Origin of the sequence: Pseudomonas sp. SBT1-2, from assembly GCF_028640875.1 — a bacterium.
Lineage (GTDB): Bacteria > Pseudomonadota > Gammaproteobacteria > Pseudomonadales > Pseudomonadaceae > Aquipseudomonas > Aquipseudomonas chlororaphis_I.
On record NZ_JAQZAA010000063.1, the window covers coordinates 125469 to 140410 of the forward strand.

Sequence of the window (14942 nt, forward strand, 5' to 3'; positions counted from 1 at the left end):
TCCGACCTGGACAGCGCCAGCGGCGAGCTGAATGCCATTGCCACCCTGATGTCCCAGGGCACCAACGATCAGTTCAACCGCACCGACCAGGTTGCCACGGCGATGAACGAAATGTCCGCCACCGCCCAGGAAGTGGCACGCCATGCGGCGGATGCGGCGCGGGCCGCCGATGACGCCGACCTGTCGGCCCAGCAGGGCGAGCAGGTGATGCAGGGCACCATCCACACCATCACACTGATGCGCGGTGAAATCGCCAACACCGCCGAGGTGATCCGCCGCCTGGAAGCCGACAGCGGGCGTATCGGCAAGGTCCTGGAAGTGATCCGCGGCATTGCCGAACAGACCAACCTGCTGGCACTCAACGCCGCCATCGAGGCGGCGCGGGCCGGCGAGGCCGGACGTGGTTTCGCCGTGGTCGCCGACGAGGTACGCAGCCTGGCGCAGCGCACCGCGGCATCGATCATCGAGATCAACCAGATTATCCAGAGCGTGCAGACCGGCGCGCTGGACGCCGCCCATGCGATCGAGAGTGGCCAGGCGCGCAGCGATGCCAGCGTCGAGCAGGTGACCCAGGCCGGCGCCATGCTGGAGCGGATTACCGAGGCGGTCGAGGCGATCCGCGACATGAACCGGCAGATCGCCACGGCGGCGGAGGAGCAGACTTCGGTGGCCGAGGACATCTCGCGCAACCTGACCGAGATCACCTCGATCGCCAGCACCAACCTGGATAACGTGCAACGCACCGAACGCGCCAGCCAGAACCTGCACGAGCTGTCGGGGCAGTTGAACGAGGTGACGGCACGCCTGAGTGCCTGATGCGTCGGTGAATAAAAAAGCCGCGTGGCCTTTCGGGCACGCGGCTTTTTTGTATTGAAGCATTACTTGTCTTGCTTGTTGCTCAGGACCTTGCCGGTCTTGGCATCCAGATCGACGTCCCACTCGACGCCCTTGGCGTCACGCAGTTCCACCTGGTAGACGTAGGCACCGGCCGCGGTCTGTTCCAGTTCGGTGTCGGTGATGCTGGCGGCGGTGGTGCCAGGGTGTTCGGCCAGTGCCGCCTGGTTGAGTTTTTCCAGGTCCATGATGGTGCCGGCCTTGAGCAGGCCCGGGATCAGGTCCGGGCGCACGTCGGCCTGGGCCAGGCCAGCGGTCAGGGTCAGGGCGGTCGCGGCGAACAGGGCAGTCAACGTTTTCATAGTGTCTTTCCTTGGGGTGATTCGTTTTGAGTGGGTTCAGATTAGCCGGCACAACTTAATTCACCCTTAATTCAGCGCAAGCTTTGCGCCGTTTGTTCAATTCCAGTGCCCCTCGGGTATTTCAAGCTGTGCTCTCGAACAGGAGAGGCAGTGATGAAAACAATGATCAAAGGCTTGTACGGTCCGGCGTTCTTTGCCGGCTTCATCGGCGCTGGCGTGTGGGTGATCGGCACGCCGGGGCTCGCTCCGGGCTGGTTGCTGCTGGTGTTTGCCGGGGCGCTCGGGGTGTCCTTCCTGGCGGAGTGGTGGGTGCCCTATGAGGTGGACTGGAATCGCCCACAGCAGGATCGCCTGCGCGACGTGTTGCACGCGCTGGTCAATGAAAGCCTGAACGCCCTGGGGTTGCTGCTGTTGCCGGGGTTGGTGAGCCTGCTGGCGTTCGATGGGCTGTGGCCGCGCGGCTGGTCGCTGTGGGCGCAGCTGGCGCTGGCGATTGTCATCGCCGACTGCGGCCTGACCCTGGCGCATTATTTCAGCCACCGGCTGTCCTGGCTGTGGCGCCTGCACGCGGTGCATCACAGCGTGCAGCGCTTGTATGGCTTCAATGGCTTGATGAAACACCCGCTGCATCAACTGCTGGAAGCCAGCGCCGGGCTGTTGCCACTGCTGTTTTTGGGAGTCCCCTTGCCGGTGGCGCAGTTGCTCGCATTTGCCATCGCCATCCAGCTGCTGTTGCAGCACTCCAATGTCGACATGCGCCCCGGTCCCCTGGGCTGGGTGTTCGCCTGGGCGCCGATGCACCGCTTTCACCACATGAAGTACGGCACCGCCGGCAATGTGAATTTCGGCCTGTTCTTGAATGTCTGGGACTGGCTGCTGGGCACGGCGTTTTACTCCTCGACCTACCCGATGCGCCAAGGCGACCTGGGCATCGGTAGCCAGCCGGATTATCCGCAGGCGTATTGGCAACAATTGCTCGCCCCCTTCAGCAGGCAAGCCGTCCATGAGGAACCGCCGGTGCCCTTGCCGCTGCGGCGTTGAGTCAGTCCAGCAGGCGCAGCTCGATGTGTTGCAGGGCCTGGCGTGCGGTGACGCCGAACAGGGTTTTCAGGGTGCGGGAAAAGTGCGCGGAATCGGCAAAGCCGGCGCCATGGGCCGCCTCGGTGATGGCCTGGCCCGCCAGCACCAGGCCCATCGCCAGGCGCAGGCGCCGCCACAGCACCAGGCGCCGCACCGGCAAGCCGAGCTGGCCGCTGAACAGCCGTTCGAGCTGGCTCAGGGACAGGTGCGCATGGGCCGCCAGAGCGCTGGCCGAGACCTTGCCGGCTAATTGTCGGTCGAGGGCGGCCAGGGCCTTTTCGATCCGCCGGTCCTGCAAGACTCGGCGCGGGCAACGCTGTAGCGCCTCGGCTAGCGCCGGCAGCGTCAGCTCGACACCCAGCAGGCTGTGTTGCAGGGCCTGGGCGTCAATCGTCAGCGGTTCGGCGTAGAGGGTGAACAGGGTCCCGGGCGCGTCGAGGATGGCATGCCGTTGCATGGCCGGGATGAACACGTGGCGGGCGGTGCAGGGCTGGCCGTCGAGGCTGACGGTGACCGGCGCAGCGGGGGCGAGGATCAGTTGATGGGCGTAGTGGGCGTGGGGCGCGGTGCGCCCCAGCTCGCCCTGGATCAGTCCGTAGTCACGCCCGAGCCACAGCTGGCCTGTCCACTCGGGCGTGCGCACGGCGACCGGCTCAGTAGCCGTTGGCCTCGAGCAGCTGGCTCACGCTGCCGCTGGCCGGACGCTTGACGTACTTGAGCAGCTCCGAGGCGCGGTTGGTGAAGATGCCGTCGACACCGGAGTCCAGGACCTTCTTGAAGTCCACCGGCTCATCGATGGTGTAGACGTGCACCAGCAGGCCCTGGTCGTGGGTGAACTGGTTCATCCAGGGTTGCACCAGGTCGAAGTAACTCTGGTCGCCGCCATTGGTCAGTGCTGCCGACGGGCCGGTGCCGATGGCGCCCTGGGCCTTGGCGTAGCTGACCCACTGCTCGAACTCGGCCTTGTCCTTGGGTTCCTGCTTGGCGTAGTAGGCTGCCTTGTCCTTCTCGCCGCTGTTGGCGAAGGTCACGTCGGACTTGGGCTGCATGCCGCCTTCACCGATCCACAGCAGGAGGATCTTCGGCACCTTGGGCATTTCTTTCTGCAGCAGTTCCAGGCTGCTCTTCTCGAAGGTCTGCAGCACCACCTTGCCTTTGCCCTGGCCTACCGCCAGGTCGCTTTTCGCCAGCTTGGAGCCAGCCGGGCTGAGCCAGCCGCGGTCCTGGAGTTTTTCCTTGAGGTCGTGCTCGATGCCGGGGAACTGCTGGGGCTCCTTGGTCTCGATGTACAGGCCGGGCTTGTGCTGCGGGTTGCTCTGGGCGATGTCGATGATTTCGTCGAGGGTCAGGATCTTCAGGCCGACGTAGCTCGCACGGGCGCGGTCGGGATAGGCCTGGTTGAACCAGCTGCCGGCGTCGAGGGTTTTCAGTTCGGCCATGGTGAAGGCGTTGGCCGGGCTGTCCTTGCGCTCGGGAAACTTGCTGGCGACGTCGGTGGTGCGTTGCAGGTTGTTGTCATGCAGGGCGAACAGCACGCCGTCCTTGCTGCGTTGCAGGTCCATTTCCAGGTAGTCGGCACCCAGGTCGCGGGCCAGCTTGTAGGCCGCGGCGGTGGACTCCGGTGCATCGAAGGACGCGCCCCGGTGAGCGATCACTGCCGGGTGTGGAATGCCTTGGCTGACAGCCAGTGCGGTGGGGCTTGGGCTGGCGGCCTGTGCCTGGCCCAGGCCAAGCATCAGGCTCAGCATCAGGGCGCTTTTGGTGAAGGTGGCAGGCATGGTCGAGGTCCTTTCGTGGAGGGCGGTTTTCAAAGGACTACCTTTTAACAATTGAATGGCCGTTGTGCTATCGCGAAACCGACATAAATCTGCACCTGCGGCAAATTTCCCGACGCTTTTGTGTAGTGCTTTGCAGTACGCTTGCGCCCTGAAGTTTCCCCGTCAGAGGGAAGCCCTGGAACAAGTCCACTCTTGCCCTGCGTGTAAACCATCGATCACCTGTCCTGCGGGACACTCAGTGAGGTTTACCATGCGCATCACATCCGAACTCATCTGCCAGGCCGCCGACCAGCTCAAGGGTTTTGTCGGGTTCAACCGCAAGAGCGGCCAGCACATCGTGCGCTTCAGCGAAGACTCCTTCGGCATGGACGTCGCCGACGACGCCATCACCCCCGCCAGCGAATTCGTCTGGGCCACCGCCGAGGGCCAGGTCATGGTGCTCAAGCGCGAGCTGATCCAGTTGCTGCTGGAGCAGAACATCGACGAGCGCATCAACATCAGCGAACCCTTGCGCGTGTACATGCGCCGCACCGACCTGCCGGAGATTTCGGCGGTGCGCAATCGGCTGCCGGCGGCGCAATAGTCCAGGCGTCACGCTTGGCGGGGGAGAGGTCTCAGCGTTCGAACAGATAGGCGCGTTCGACCTTGCACACCCGGGTATGACAGGCCGCGTACCAGTCGCTGCGCCCGCGTTCACGGGCGATGCAATGTTCGGCGTGCTGCTTCCAGGCAAGGATAGAAGCCTGGTCCTGCCAATAGGAGACGGTGATGCCGAAGCCATCCTCGTTACGCGCGAACTCCATGCCGAGAAATCCCGGCTGCTGTTGCGCCAGCTCGACCATGCGTTCGGCGGCCTGTTCGTAGGCCGGGTCCGGCTCGCGGCGTTGGGCGCTGAAAATCACCGCGTAATAGGGCGCCTCGGGTGTGCGGGCGATCATGGGTGGCGCTCCAGGCAAGCGGCGAGCAGGGCGCTGGCCAGGGGCGGCACGACGCCTTTGAGCGCCGCCCGTTCCGGCTGGAACAGGGTGGCGATGAAAAACCGATGGTCGCGCAGTTCCACCGCCCGCAGGTCGCCGGCCGAGTCGTAGCCGCTGGGGCGCAGGTTGTGCTCGAGCAATTGCGCCGCGAACTGCGGGTTGACCCCGTAGCGACAGCGATAACCCTCGCTGATCTGGCGCTCGCCATAGGCTTCGGCGATGCGACTGCCTTCACACAGATGAATGCTGTCGGTGGCTTCCACCAAGGCGCAGGTCAATGGCGTGAGCACGGCGCGCTCGGCCTCGGGATGGGTTTCGCCGTGCTCGGCATCGGCCCAACCCAGCACGTTACGCGCGTACTCCAGCACCGCATGCTGAAAACCGCCGCAGGTGCCGAGGAAGGGCCGCTGCTGTTCGCGGGCAAAACGGATCGCCCGCAAGGCACCGTCCATCGAGCGGTAGGGGCTGGCGGGCACACACCAGATGCCGTCGAACGCTTGCAACGGCTCGTCGCAGGTCAGGCTGTCGGTGGCCATCCAGCGATAGTGCACCTTGAGGCCGGTTTCCTCGGCGGCCATTTCCAGGGCCCGGGGAATGGCCTGGTGCGCGATGACCTGAGGGTCGTAGTCGCCTACCAGGGCGATGTGCAGGGTGGGCGGACGTGCGATATGCGGCATGGACTTCTCCCGGTATGGCCAACGCTTGTGGGTGGCTGGCCGTCACTATAGATTGGCGTTCACGCATTCAATATTGGCGTTTATCCAAGTGATCAATGCAGCTACGCACTATCGGCTCGACTACCCCGACCTGTCGCTGATCCTCGCCCTGGTGCGCGGCGGCTCCCTGGCCCGCGCGGCGGCGTTGCTGAAGGTCGATGTGTCCACGGTGTTCCGTGCGGTGCGTCGTCTCGAAGCCGCGCTGGGCCAGCAGCTGTTCGATAAGAGCCGCGCCGGCTACCTGCCTACCGGCCTGGCCCGCACCCTGGCCGAGCAGGCCGAATGCGCCGAACAGGCGCTGGACGCGGCACAGGTCGGGGTGGAGCAGGGCGGCGCGGTGGTCAGCGGCACGGTGCGCCTGACCTGTACCGATTCGGTGTTGCAGGGCTTGCTGTTGCCGGCGCTGGCGCAATTCATGCCGCGTTACCCGGCACTGGCCCTGGAGCTCAGCACCTCGAATGATTTTGCCAACCTCAGTCGGCGCGACGCCGACCTGGCCCTGCGCCTGACGCGCACACCTCCCGAGCACTTGGTAGGCCGGCAGCTGCGGGCGGTGTCTTATCGGGTCTGTGCCAGTCCGAGCTATCGGCAGTCGGTCGGGGCGACGGAGGATCTGGCCGGGCTGACCTGGATCGCCCCGGACGATTTCCTCCCGGACCACGCCACGGTGGCCTGGCGTCGGCAGGCGTTGCCCGGCGTGGTGCCGGGCTATCGCTGCAACAGCATGCTGGCGGTCAGCGAACTGGTGAAGGCCGGACTGGGCGTGGCGGTGCTGCCGGATTTCCTGCTCGATGACACCTGCGTCCTGCAACCCTTGAGCGATCCACTGCCGGGCTGCAACACCGCGCTCTGGCTGCTGACCCGGGCCGACTGCCGGGCGCTGCGTGCGGTGGTGACGCTGTTCGACGAATTGAGTCAGCGCCTGCGCGCGCCGCAGTGAGTCATGCCTGGGGCGGGGCCTTGTGCAGGACGTGCTGGTGCATTTCCGAGGTCAGGCTTTCGATGCGTTCGGTCAGCTGTTTGGTCATCTCGGTCAGGCGGGTGTTCTGCTCCAGCAGTTCGAGCAGTTGCGCGGTGTGTTGCGCGGCTTGCGCCTGGCGTTCGCTGTTGGCGATAGCGATGGCTTCGCGGTGCTGGGCATCGGCATCGGTCTGGGCTTTGTCGCGCGCGGCCTGGCGGGTTTGGGCCAGCAGGATCAGCGGTGCGGCATAGGCCGATTGCAGGCTGAAGGCCAGGTTGAGGAGGATGAACGGGTAGACGTCGAAGTGCGTCACGCCGCTCAGGTTGAGCCCGACCCAGATCAGCACGATCAGGGTTTGCGCGCCGAGGAAGGTCGGGGTGCCGAAAAAGCGGGCGAAGGCTTCGGCCTTCAGGGCAAAGCTGTCGGTGCCGAAGGTCGGGGCCAGATGAGCATGCGGGCGGTGAAAGCGCAGATGGTCGACAGGGGCGGCTGAGGCTGTTTCGGATGGGGTCGGGTTCATGGCGGGCTCGGGGCGATGGGACTGGCGGTCACTATAGCCCGTTGCCCGACGCCTTCCCTGGCGTCGACACCGTTGATTGATAAGCGCCGGTTCAGAGCGTGGCGCGCTCGTTGGCGAACATGCTCACGGCCTGCACCGCCTCGCTGGCTCCGTCACGAATCTGCAGGATCACCGTGCCGGCCTGATCCGCCAGGCCCACGCCCTTGGCCGCCCGGTCCCGGGTGCCGTCCATGCTTTTGATGGCCTGCTGGGTTTCGTGCTGGATCATGTCGATCATCCCCGAGATTTCCGCGGTCGAGCCGCTGGTGCGGGCGGCCAGTTGCCGGACTTCGTCGGCGACCACGGCAAAGCCGCGGCCCTGGTCGCCGGCGCGCGCGGCTTCGATTGCGGCATTGAGCGCCAGCAGGTTGGTCTGCTCGGCGATCGCGCGGATGGTGTTGACGATGGCGGTGATCTGCTCGGAACGCTCGCCGAGCTTGGCGATCAGGGTCGAGGAGTCTTCGATGTTGGCGGCGATCTGACGCATTTCGCTGGCCGCCTGCTGGATCACCGCGGTGCCCTGTTCGGCGACTTGCCGGGTTTCCACCGAGATGTGGTAGGCCTGGGTCGCGCTCTGGGCGTCCTGGGCGTGTTTCTCCACCATCGCCGTCACGTCGGAGGCGAACTTCACCACCTTGCACAGGCGCCCGGCGGCGTCGTACACCGGGTTGTAGTTGGCCTCCAGCCATACCGATTGGCCACGTTTGTCGACGCGCTCGAACTGCCCGCTGAAGAACTCGCCCTGGTTGAGGCGCCGCCAGAAGTCCTGGTAGGCGTTGCTGTTGGCCAGCTCGGGTTTGCAGAAGATCCGGTGATGCTTGCCCTTGAGTTCGGCAAGGCTGTAGCCGAGGCGATCGAGGAAGTTCTGGTTGGCCGTGATGACGCTGCCGTCGAGGTTGAACTCGATCACCGCCATGGCGCGGTCGATGGCGTGCAGCTTGCCCCTGGACTCGCTTTCCTGCTGGATTTTCTCGGTGACGTCGAGGGCGTACTTGACCACCTTGAAGACCTTGCCGTCGGTATCCCTGATCGGGTTGTAGCTGGCTTCCAGCCAGACCGGCTGGCCTTTGGCATTGACGCGCTCGAAGGTCCCCGATTCGAACTGGCCGTTTTTCAGGCGGGTCCAGAGTTCGCGGTATTGATTGCCGCGGGTGAATTCGGCGTTGCAGAACTGGCGATGGGGCTGGCCGATGACCTGCTCTGCGCGATAGCCCATGGTCTTGAGGAAGTTGTCGTTGGCCCGCAGGACCGTGCCTTCCAGGTCGAACTCGATCACCGCCATCGAGCGGTCGATGGCCTCGAGCAGGCTGGCTTGCTGGGCGATGGTGTGGTGCAAGGCGTCGATGGTTTTGTTATGGCGGTTGAATAGCATGATGGCTGGTGCTCAGTGGGAAAAACCTGGAGTCAGTCCCTGTTGTCTGCGCCTGCATGCCGATAGCCCCGGGGCCTCGGCCTTGTCTGCTCAATGCCAGCATTCCATGACTGGCAGATAACCCTTGGAAGGGCACGACCCTGTCCGGAGCGTACCCTTGCCCAACGTCTGAGGAGAGACGCTGGGCCTGCGAGTTAATTTAGGGAAGTTATGTTGCACGGCCGAGAATGGCTGGCTCGGCTTTTTTGGGATAACTGCATGGCGGCATTATGCCGGCTTGGCTCGGAGTGGTGTTCGTGAAAATTGTACAAAATTTTGGTTTTTTACATTTTTGTATAACTTTTCAGGGGCCGGTCGGCACGGCAAGAAGGGGGTCGGTTACCGGACTGGCGGCGGCGACTTTGTTGCGCCCGGTGTTTTTCGCGGCATACAGGGCTTTGTCGGCCTCCATGAGCCACATTGCGGCATCGCGCAACCCCGGGTGCCAGGCGGCCAGGCCGATACTCAGGCTGACCCTGAGTTGTGGCACGCCCGGATGGCGATAGTTGCCGAAGACTTCCCGCAGCCGCTCCAACACTTCGCGGGCCTGCTGGATCGAGGTCTGCGGCAGGATCACGCAGAACTCATCGCCGCCATAGCGTCCGGCCAGGTCGTCCTGGCGCAGGTTGAGCTTGAGGTCCCGGCTCAACTGATGCAGCACGGCGTCGCCGAGGATATGGCCGTAGCTGTCATTGATGTGTTTGAAATGATCGATGTCGATCAAGGCAATGGTGCCGTGGCAGCGTTGTTGCTGGCACTTGGTGAACTTGAGGTGCAGCAGGTCTTTCCAGGCGCCGTGGTTGAGCAGGCCGGTCAGGCTGTCGGTGCGGCTCAGCGCGCTGAGGGTGCGTTTGTGCTCGGAGAGCTTGATCGCCAGTCGGTAGCAGACCATGCCTACTGCCATCGGATAGAGAGTCAGCATCGGCAGGCAGGCGTATATCTGCAACTGGGTGGCATGTCCGGTGAAGGCAGGACCGAGCAACCACCACGAAAGCACGACACCGCTCAGTTGGGCCACGGAGCCATGGATGAACAGGCGCAGGCCACCGGCTGCGACGTTGTTCATCGCCATCATGGCCAGAATGGTCACCGTGGGCAGCGGATTGAACTGCATCGCCGCCGCCCAGAAACCACCGAAGAGCGAGTCGCACAACACGTTGCGGCGTTCGGCCTGGTAGGGAAAGGTCGCGCGGCTTGAGATCAAGTACGCCAGGTGTGGCCAGATAAAACCGTTGAACAACAGGAACAGCCAAACCCAGGTCGGTTGCGGCACCGGGTACAAGCCGGCGAATACGCTGAGGCTGCCAATCCCCAGCCCGACGATCCTTGGCAGGTAAATACGTTTGGCAAATGACAGCCCTTTGCCTTGTTGGTTATCCATAAATTTCCGCGTCAGCCCGGGTTTGAAACACCTTGTGGTGTTTTTATTGGCCGTCACCCTTCATTGGGCAAGGCGGCGAACATTGTCATTTATTCCAAGAAGAATAATCAGTGTCCTTGCAGGCCATTTAGTGGAACGAGCGTACGCAAACGCCCATTGCAGAGCGCTTGGTGCAAGTCGAGGCAGCCGGCAGAGCCGCGGGTTGGAGCAACCGGCGGGAAGGGCGTCAGGCTTGATAGCAGGCCAGGAACATGTCCAGCGTGGACTCGACGACGCGCCGCTGTTCGTCTTTCTTGAGGGGGGGCTGGTTCATGGTGATCTGCGGCCAGAAGGCAAACGCCTTGAGCATGCCGTGGAGCTGCTGGGCGGCGAAGTCCGGGTCCAGGGGCTTGAGCCGGCCATCCGCCCGGGCCGAGCGAATCCACACCATCAGGCTTTCTTCACGCTCGCCCATGCGCGCCACCATGTACTGGGCGCGCTCGGGGGAATGCAGGGTAGCGGCAATCGCAACCCGCGCCAGGTTGAGGAAGTTGTCATCGGCCAGCAGTTGCAGCTTGGCCATCAGCAATTCCCGCAACTGTTCACGCAGGGTTAATCCGGGGTGGTAAAGAATGTCCGCTTGCGCCCTGATGCTCGCCCATAACTTATGCATGATCTCGGTGAACAACTCCTCCTTGCTGGGGAAGTGGTTGTACACCGTGCGCTTGGACACTCCGGCCGTTGCCGCGATCTTGTCCATGCTGGTGATATCGAACCCGCTGGCGTGGAATTCGGTAATCGCCGCCTGGATGATGGCTTCGCGTTTGAGGTCGGTCAGGCGCTTTGGAGCTGTCATAAGTTGGGTTCGATGGCGGTCGTTGGCAGTTATCCGGGGCAGTTTACTTAGTCCCGGGTTTGTTGCAATCTAGAAAAACTACACTGTGCAGTGTAGTTCGTGACAGAAAAAATGATGGTCGGCTGACGCTTGCGTGCATTGGCCTTTGTCGTTCCGCAGAGAATCACCGGAGCCTTGTCGGGTTCCTTGGAGTCACTGATTCATGGCCACTCTCTCTTCCCGTGCAGACAGCGCCTCACGCCCCGAAACGTCCCTGCAGGAACAAGGTGCGTTCCGTAATCATGCGCCGGTCCGGCGTGCCGGGCTGGGCAAGACGCTGGGTATTTTCTGGCGCATGTTGTTCCACAAACCGCGTAATACCCGTCCGGTCGGGGCCATCCCGGTGCAGCCATTGACCCACGAACAGCTGCTGGCGGCGCCGAACCAGAGTGTCTACCGCCTGGGGCATTCGACGGTGTTATTGAAGCTGCACGACAAGTTCTGGATCACCGATCCGGTGTTCGCCGAACGCGCATCGCCGGTGCAATGGGCCGGCCCCAAGCGTTTCCACCAGCCGCCTATCAGCCTGGCCGAATTGCCGCCAATCGAAGCGGTGATCCTGTCCCATGACCACTACGATCACCTGGACCATCAGACTGTGCTCAAGCTGGCGGACAAGACCCGCTATTTCCTCACGCCCCTGGGCGTGGGCGACACCCTGGTGAAGTGGGGCGTACCGGCCGACAAGGTACGCCAGCTGGATTGGTGGGAAGGCACGGAAGTCGATGGCATTCGTTTTATCGCCACGCCTTCGCAACATTTCTCCGGCCGTGGCCTGTTCGACGGCAACAACACGCTGTGGGCGTCCTGGGTGATGATCGATGGCGACACCCGGATCTTCTTCAGCGGTGACAGCGGTTACTTCGACGGCTTCAAGCGGATCGGCGAACGTTACGGCCCTTTCGACCTGACCCTGATGGAAACCGGCGCCTACAACGTCGAATGGCCGGGCGTGCACATGCAACCTGAGCAGACCTTGCAGGCGCACATCGACCTCAAGGGCCGCTGGTTGTTACCCATCCACAACGGCACGTTCGACCTGTCGATGCATGCCTGGTACGAACCGTTCGACCGCATCCTCTCGCTGGCCTGGGAACGCAGCATCGCCATTGCCACGCCGCAGATGGGCGAGGCCTTCAACCTGGCGCACCCGCAGCGGGGGCACGCCTGGTGGATGGAGGTCGACCCTGTGGCCGAGCAGGTAATGGCGAGCGACCTGTAGACCCTTCATCGGCTACTCCCTGGGCCCGGCCATCGCCAGGTTGCCGTGTCCGGGCCTGGGGAGTATCTAGAGAACTCCCCCAATACCCTCGACGGACCTGGTGATGGCTTATCGGCTTCATCTGTTTGGCGCGTCCGGTTCCGGCACCACGACCTTGGGCCAGGCGCTGGCCCAGCGTTTGGCTATCGCGCACTTCGACTCCGATAACTTCTTCTGGCGCCCCAGCGAACAGCCTTTCAGCCTGCGTCGTCCCCGGGACGAGCGCATCCAGCTGTTACAGCAGCAGGTGGCCGGGTTGGACAGCTGGGTGCTGTCCGGCTCCCTGTGCGGCTGGGGCGACCCGCTGATTCCGGCCTTTACCCATGCCATTTTCCTCCGCCTGGACCCCGAGATCCGCCTGCAGCGTTTGCGCGTGCGCGAGTTTCAGCGTTATGGCGAGCAGATCGATGAGGGCGGTGCACGCCATCTCGCTACTCAGACCTTTCTTGCCTGGGCCGCCGGCTACGACACGGGGGGCCAAGGTACGCGCAGCCTGCGCCGACATGAGAGCTGGATCACCGGGCTGAGCTGCCCGGTCATCCGCCTCGATGCCACTCACCGTTCGGTGCAGGCATTACAGGAAGAGGTACTGAGCGCCCTGGATCACTCGATCATGGCGTAGTCGGGCCGTTCCATCGGGTTGGGTGTGGCGCCCTTGATGTTCATGCCACGTCCCGGGGCGAAGCCGGGGAAGAACACCAGGCCTTCTGCTTCCAGGCGAAAAGCCAGTGCCAGCCGGGTCACGTCGAGCAAATCGCCGCCGGCCTCGAAGCGGCGAATGGCGGCGACCGAGACGCCGGACTCCCGTGACAGATGTTCCTGGTTCCAACCCAGCATGGCGCGGGCTTGAATGCAGTGTTCTGGGGTGAACTGGAAAAGGGCGATACGTTCCAGGGTGACTTTCATCGCGAGTGAGGCCATGGGTTTTCTCCGGAAGCGGGTGAAGATGAGTTGATAAAGCACTGTTTATTTGTACAGTTGTTTTGCGCCCGGATCAAACTCATTTTGCCGATCGCCCCAACGTCTTCGTGACAAGGCTTGTCCCGGCGCTATGCCCCGGTTTCCAGGTAGGCACTGGGTGGTTGCCCCGCTACCCGGCGGAACATAGTGGAAAAGGCGGCGGGGCTGTCATAGCCGAAATCGAGGGCGATTCGCGTCACCGCCTCGCCCGCGGCCAGTCGGGTCAAGGCCCTGACCACGCAGGCGCGCTGGCGCCACTGGACGAAACTCATGCCGGTCTGCTCGCGGAACAGGCGGTTGAAGGTGCGCAGGCTGATATGCAGCTGCTGCGCCCATTGCTCGGGGGACTGGTGGGCATTGGGCTGTTGCAGGAAGGCCTGGCACAGGGTGAGCAGGCGCGGCGTTTCGGGCAGGGGAATATGCAGGGGCAGGCGGGTGGTGCGGCTCAGTTCATGCAGCAGCAGGCTGATCAGCACACCGTCGCGTCCGTTCTCGTCATACACCAGCGGCAGATCCACCGCCTCCATCAGCAACTGGCGCATCAGCGGCGACACGCTGATCACCTGACACTCGCCGCCCAAGGCCGGCATCGCCTCCGGTTCGATGTACAGGCTGCGGGTACTGACCCCGAGCATCAGCACCTCATGAGCCACCTGGGGTGGAATCCATACCGCGCGCTGTGGCGGCACCACCCAGCGGCCGTTCGTGGTGCTGACCTGCATCACCCCGGTGGCGCCATACAACAGCTGCGCACGACGATGGCTATGGCTCGGCAACAGGTGGCCGTGGGGGTAATCGGTACCGATCGCCACCACGGCGCGTGGGGTGTGATCCAGCCGGTCGATCGAAGTATCACGCATGGCGTCAGGCGTCCGCGGGTTGGCGTAAATGCGAACAGTATTGGCTGACTTGCTAAAGCCGGCCAAGCCCTGGCGCGCTATCGTCGAGGTCTTCTATCAACGGAGGATCTTCGATGTTTTATCTATGGCTGGGGCTGTTCGGCTGCATGACCGGGATCAGCGCGGTGCTGTTCGGTTTCGGCGGTGGTTTTGTGGTGGTGCCGCTGCTGTATCGCCTGCTGCTGGGCAGCCACGATGCTGACGATGCCATTGCCCAGTCGGCCATGCATATAGCGGTCGCCACCTCGACCTGCGTGATGATCGTCAATGCGTTGATGGCCACCGGCAAACACCGCCGCGCCGGCAACCTGATTCGGCATTACCTGTGGCCGCTGGGTGGTTATATCGGGCTGGGCGCGATAGCGGGAGCGGTCCTGGCGATGGCGGTCAGTGGTGAGGTGATGCGTTACGCCTTTATCGCCTACCTGGCGCTGACCATTGCCGATTGCCTGCTGCGTCGTGGCTTTCTTGAACAGGCCGACACCCGCGCGCCGCGCCGCCTGGGGCGACTCGAATACACCGGCGGCCTGGGCATCGGGGCCATTGCTACCTTCCTGGGTGTCGGCGGCAGCGTGATGACCGTGCCCCTGCTGCGTCGCTGTGGCCTGAGCATGACCCAGGCCACGTCCATGGCCAACCCGCTGAGCGTTCCGGTGGCCCTGGCCGGGACTCTCACCTATATGGCCCTGGCCGGCTTCAGCCGTTTCGATCTGGGGCCCTGGTTTATCGGCTATGTCGACCTGCTGGCCTTTGCCGTGCTGACCCTCGGCTCATTGCTGGGCATCCGCCTGGCCACGCCGTGGATCGGGCGCATTCCCGATCGGTTGCATGCTCGGGTGTATATCGGCCTGCTGGTGCTGGTGATGCTCGGCATGCTGGCCAGCTAAGG

At 63.5% G+C, this 14942-nt stretch carries 18 protein-coding genes and 1 pseudogene; 7 read left to right on the plus strand and 12 right to left on the minus strand.

Annotation, left to right across the window (positions count from 1 at the left end):
• The first annotated feature begins 111 nt into the window (after positions 1-111).
• Positions 112-816: a methyl-accepting chemotaxis protein gene (locus PVZ78_RS31775; RefSeq protein WP_436253750.1), complete on the plus strand. Its 705-nt coding sequence runs from the start codon at positions 112-114 to the stop codon at positions 814-816.
• Positions 817-878: 62 nt separating this feature from the next.
• Here the strand turns inward: PVZ78_RS31775 and PVZ78_RS09325 are convergent, their stop codons facing one another.
• On the minus strand, positions 879-1196 hold the full coding sequence (locus PVZ78_RS09325) for a PepSY domain-containing protein (RefSeq protein ID WP_009050352.1): 318 nt from the start codon (positions 1194-1196) through the stop codon (positions 879-881).
• Positions 1197-1349: 153 nt separating this feature from the next.
• Between PVZ78_RS09325 and PVZ78_RS09330 the strand changes: the two genes are divergently transcribed.
• Entirely contained in the window at positions 1350-2237 is an 888-nt protein-coding gene (locus PVZ78_RS09330; protein WP_053269735.1) for a sterol desaturase family protein, read from the plus strand.
• Between the two features lies 1 nt (position 2238).
• On the opposite strand, the gene PVZ78_RS09335 is transcribed toward PVZ78_RS09330, so the two are convergent.
• Both PVZ78_RS09335 and PVZ78_RS09340 read right to left on the minus strand, forming a co-directional pair.
• Positions 2239-2919 carry a helix-turn-helix domain-containing protein gene (locus PVZ78_RS09335; RefSeq protein ID WP_041984585.1) on the minus strand — a complete coding sequence of 227 codons (681 nt, stop codon included), beginning with the start codon at positions 2917-2919 and terminating at the stop codon, positions 2239-2241.
• Positions 2920-2929: 10 nt separating this feature from the next.
• Positions 2930-4054, minus strand: coding sequence for a glycerophosphodiester phosphodiesterase (locus PVZ78_RS09340; protein WP_041984587.1), 1125 nt, complete (start codon positions 4052-4054; stop codon positions 2930-2932).
• Between the two features lie 250 nt (positions 4055-4304).
• Between PVZ78_RS09340 and PVZ78_RS09345 the strand changes: the two genes are divergently transcribed.
• Complete coding sequence (locus PVZ78_RS09345) at positions 4305-4637, plus strand: DUF2025 family protein (protein ID WP_009050348.1); 333 nt, start codon at positions 4305-4307, stop codon at positions 4635-4637.
• Positions 4638-4668: 31 nt separating this feature from the next.
• Here PVZ78_RS09345 and PVZ78_RS09350 read toward each other — a convergent pair whose 3' ends face one another.
• Together PVZ78_RS09350 and PVZ78_RS09355 are read right to left on the minus strand one after the other, a co-directional pair.
• Positions 4669-4992 carry an antibiotic biosynthesis monooxygenase family protein gene (locus tag PVZ78_RS09350; protein ID WP_009050347.1) on the minus strand — a complete coding sequence of 108 codons (324 nt, stop codon included), beginning with the start codon at positions 4990-4992 and terminating at the stop codon, positions 4669-4671.
• Positions 4989-5708 (minus strand): CTP synthase C-terminal region-related (seleno)protein, encoded by a 720-nt coding sequence (locus PVZ78_RS09355; RefSeq protein ID WP_016704121.1) that lies wholly within the window; start codon positions 5706-5708, stop codon positions 4989-4991. Before PVZ78_RS09355 ends, PVZ78_RS09350 begins: the two co-directional genes overlap by 4 nt.
• Here PVZ78_RS09355 and PVZ78_RS09360 point away from each other — a divergent pair.
• The gene (locus tag PVZ78_RS09360; protein WP_443218354.1) at positions 5707-6687 is read left to right on the plus strand and encodes a LysR family transcriptional regulator; all 981 of its coding nucleotides are present in this window, start codon (positions 5707-5709) and stop codon (positions 6685-6687) included. The two genes, PVZ78_RS09355 and PVZ78_RS09360, sit on opposite strands and share 2 nt — an antisense overlap.
• A gap of 1 nt (position 6688) precedes the next feature.
• Here PVZ78_RS09360 and PVZ78_RS09365 read toward each other — a convergent pair whose 3' ends face one another.
• The 5 genes and pseudogenes from PVZ78_RS09365 to PVZ78_RS09380 all read right to left on the minus strand — a co-directional run bounded on the left by PVZ78_RS09365 (position 6689) and on the right by PVZ78_RS09380 (position 10894).
• Positions 6689-7228, minus strand: a complete 540-nt coding sequence (locus tag PVZ78_RS09365; protein WP_009050344.1) for a DUF1003 domain-containing protein — start codon at positions 7226-7228, stop codon at positions 6689-6691.
• Positions 7229-7319: 91 nt separating this feature from the next.
• Positions 7320-7871, minus strand: coding sequence for a methyl-accepting chemotaxis protein (locus tag PVZ78_RS31780; RefSeq protein ID WP_371356887.1), 552 nt, complete (start codon positions 7869-7871; stop codon positions 7320-7322).
• 3 nt (positions 7872-7874) lie between these two features.
• Positions 7875-8639 (minus strand): annotated as a pseudogene (locus PVZ78_RS31785) (PAS domain-containing protein); the annotation flags it as partial.
• A 343-nt stretch (positions 8640-8982) separates the two neighbouring features.
• Positions 8983-10059 carry a diguanylate cyclase gene (locus PVZ78_RS09375; RefSeq protein ID WP_273828598.1) on the minus strand — a complete coding sequence of 359 codons (1077 nt, stop codon included), beginning with the start codon at positions 10057-10059 and terminating at the stop codon, positions 8983-8985.
• Between the two features lie 226 nt (positions 10060-10285).
• Positions 10286-10894, minus strand: coding sequence for a TetR/AcrR family transcriptional regulator (locus PVZ78_RS09380; RefSeq protein ID WP_009050341.1), 609 nt, complete (start codon positions 10892-10894; stop codon positions 10286-10288).
• A gap of 202 nt (positions 10895-11096) precedes the next feature.
• Between PVZ78_RS09380 and PVZ78_RS09385 the strand changes: the two genes are divergently transcribed.
• Both PVZ78_RS09385 and PVZ78_RS09390 read left to right on the plus strand, forming a co-directional pair.
• A complete protein-coding gene (locus PVZ78_RS09385) occupies positions 11097-12155 on the plus strand; it encodes an MBL fold metallo-hydrolase (protein ID WP_016704127.1) in 1059 nt (352 codons plus the stop codon).
• 103 nt (positions 12156-12258) lie between these two features.
• Positions 12259-12816: an AAA family ATPase gene (locus PVZ78_RS09390; protein WP_273828599.1), complete on the plus strand. Its 558-nt coding sequence runs from the start codon at positions 12259-12261 to the stop codon at positions 12814-12816.
• On the opposite strand, the gene PVZ78_RS09395 is transcribed toward PVZ78_RS09390, so the two are convergent.
• Together PVZ78_RS09395 and PVZ78_RS09400 are read right to left on the minus strand one after the other, a co-directional pair.
• Complete coding sequence (locus PVZ78_RS09395) at positions 12798-13115, minus strand: helix-turn-helix domain-containing protein (protein WP_009050338.1); 318 nt, start codon at positions 13113-13115, stop codon at positions 12798-12800. The genes PVZ78_RS09390 and PVZ78_RS09395 overlap by 19 nt on opposite strands.
• 128 nt (positions 13116-13243) lie before the next feature.
• Positions 13244-14014, minus strand: coding sequence for an AraC family transcriptional regulator (locus PVZ78_RS09400; RefSeq protein ID WP_273828600.1), 771 nt, complete (start codon positions 14012-14014; stop codon positions 13244-13246).
• 113 nt (positions 14015-14127) lie between these two features.
• On the opposite strand from PVZ78_RS09400, the gene PVZ78_RS09405 reads away from it, so the two are divergent.
• Positions 14128-14940: a sulfite exporter TauE/SafE family protein gene (locus PVZ78_RS09405; RefSeq protein WP_273828601.1), complete on the plus strand. Its 813-nt coding sequence runs from the start codon at positions 14128-14130 to the stop codon at positions 14938-14940.
• Positions 14941-14942: the final 2 nt, after the last annotated feature.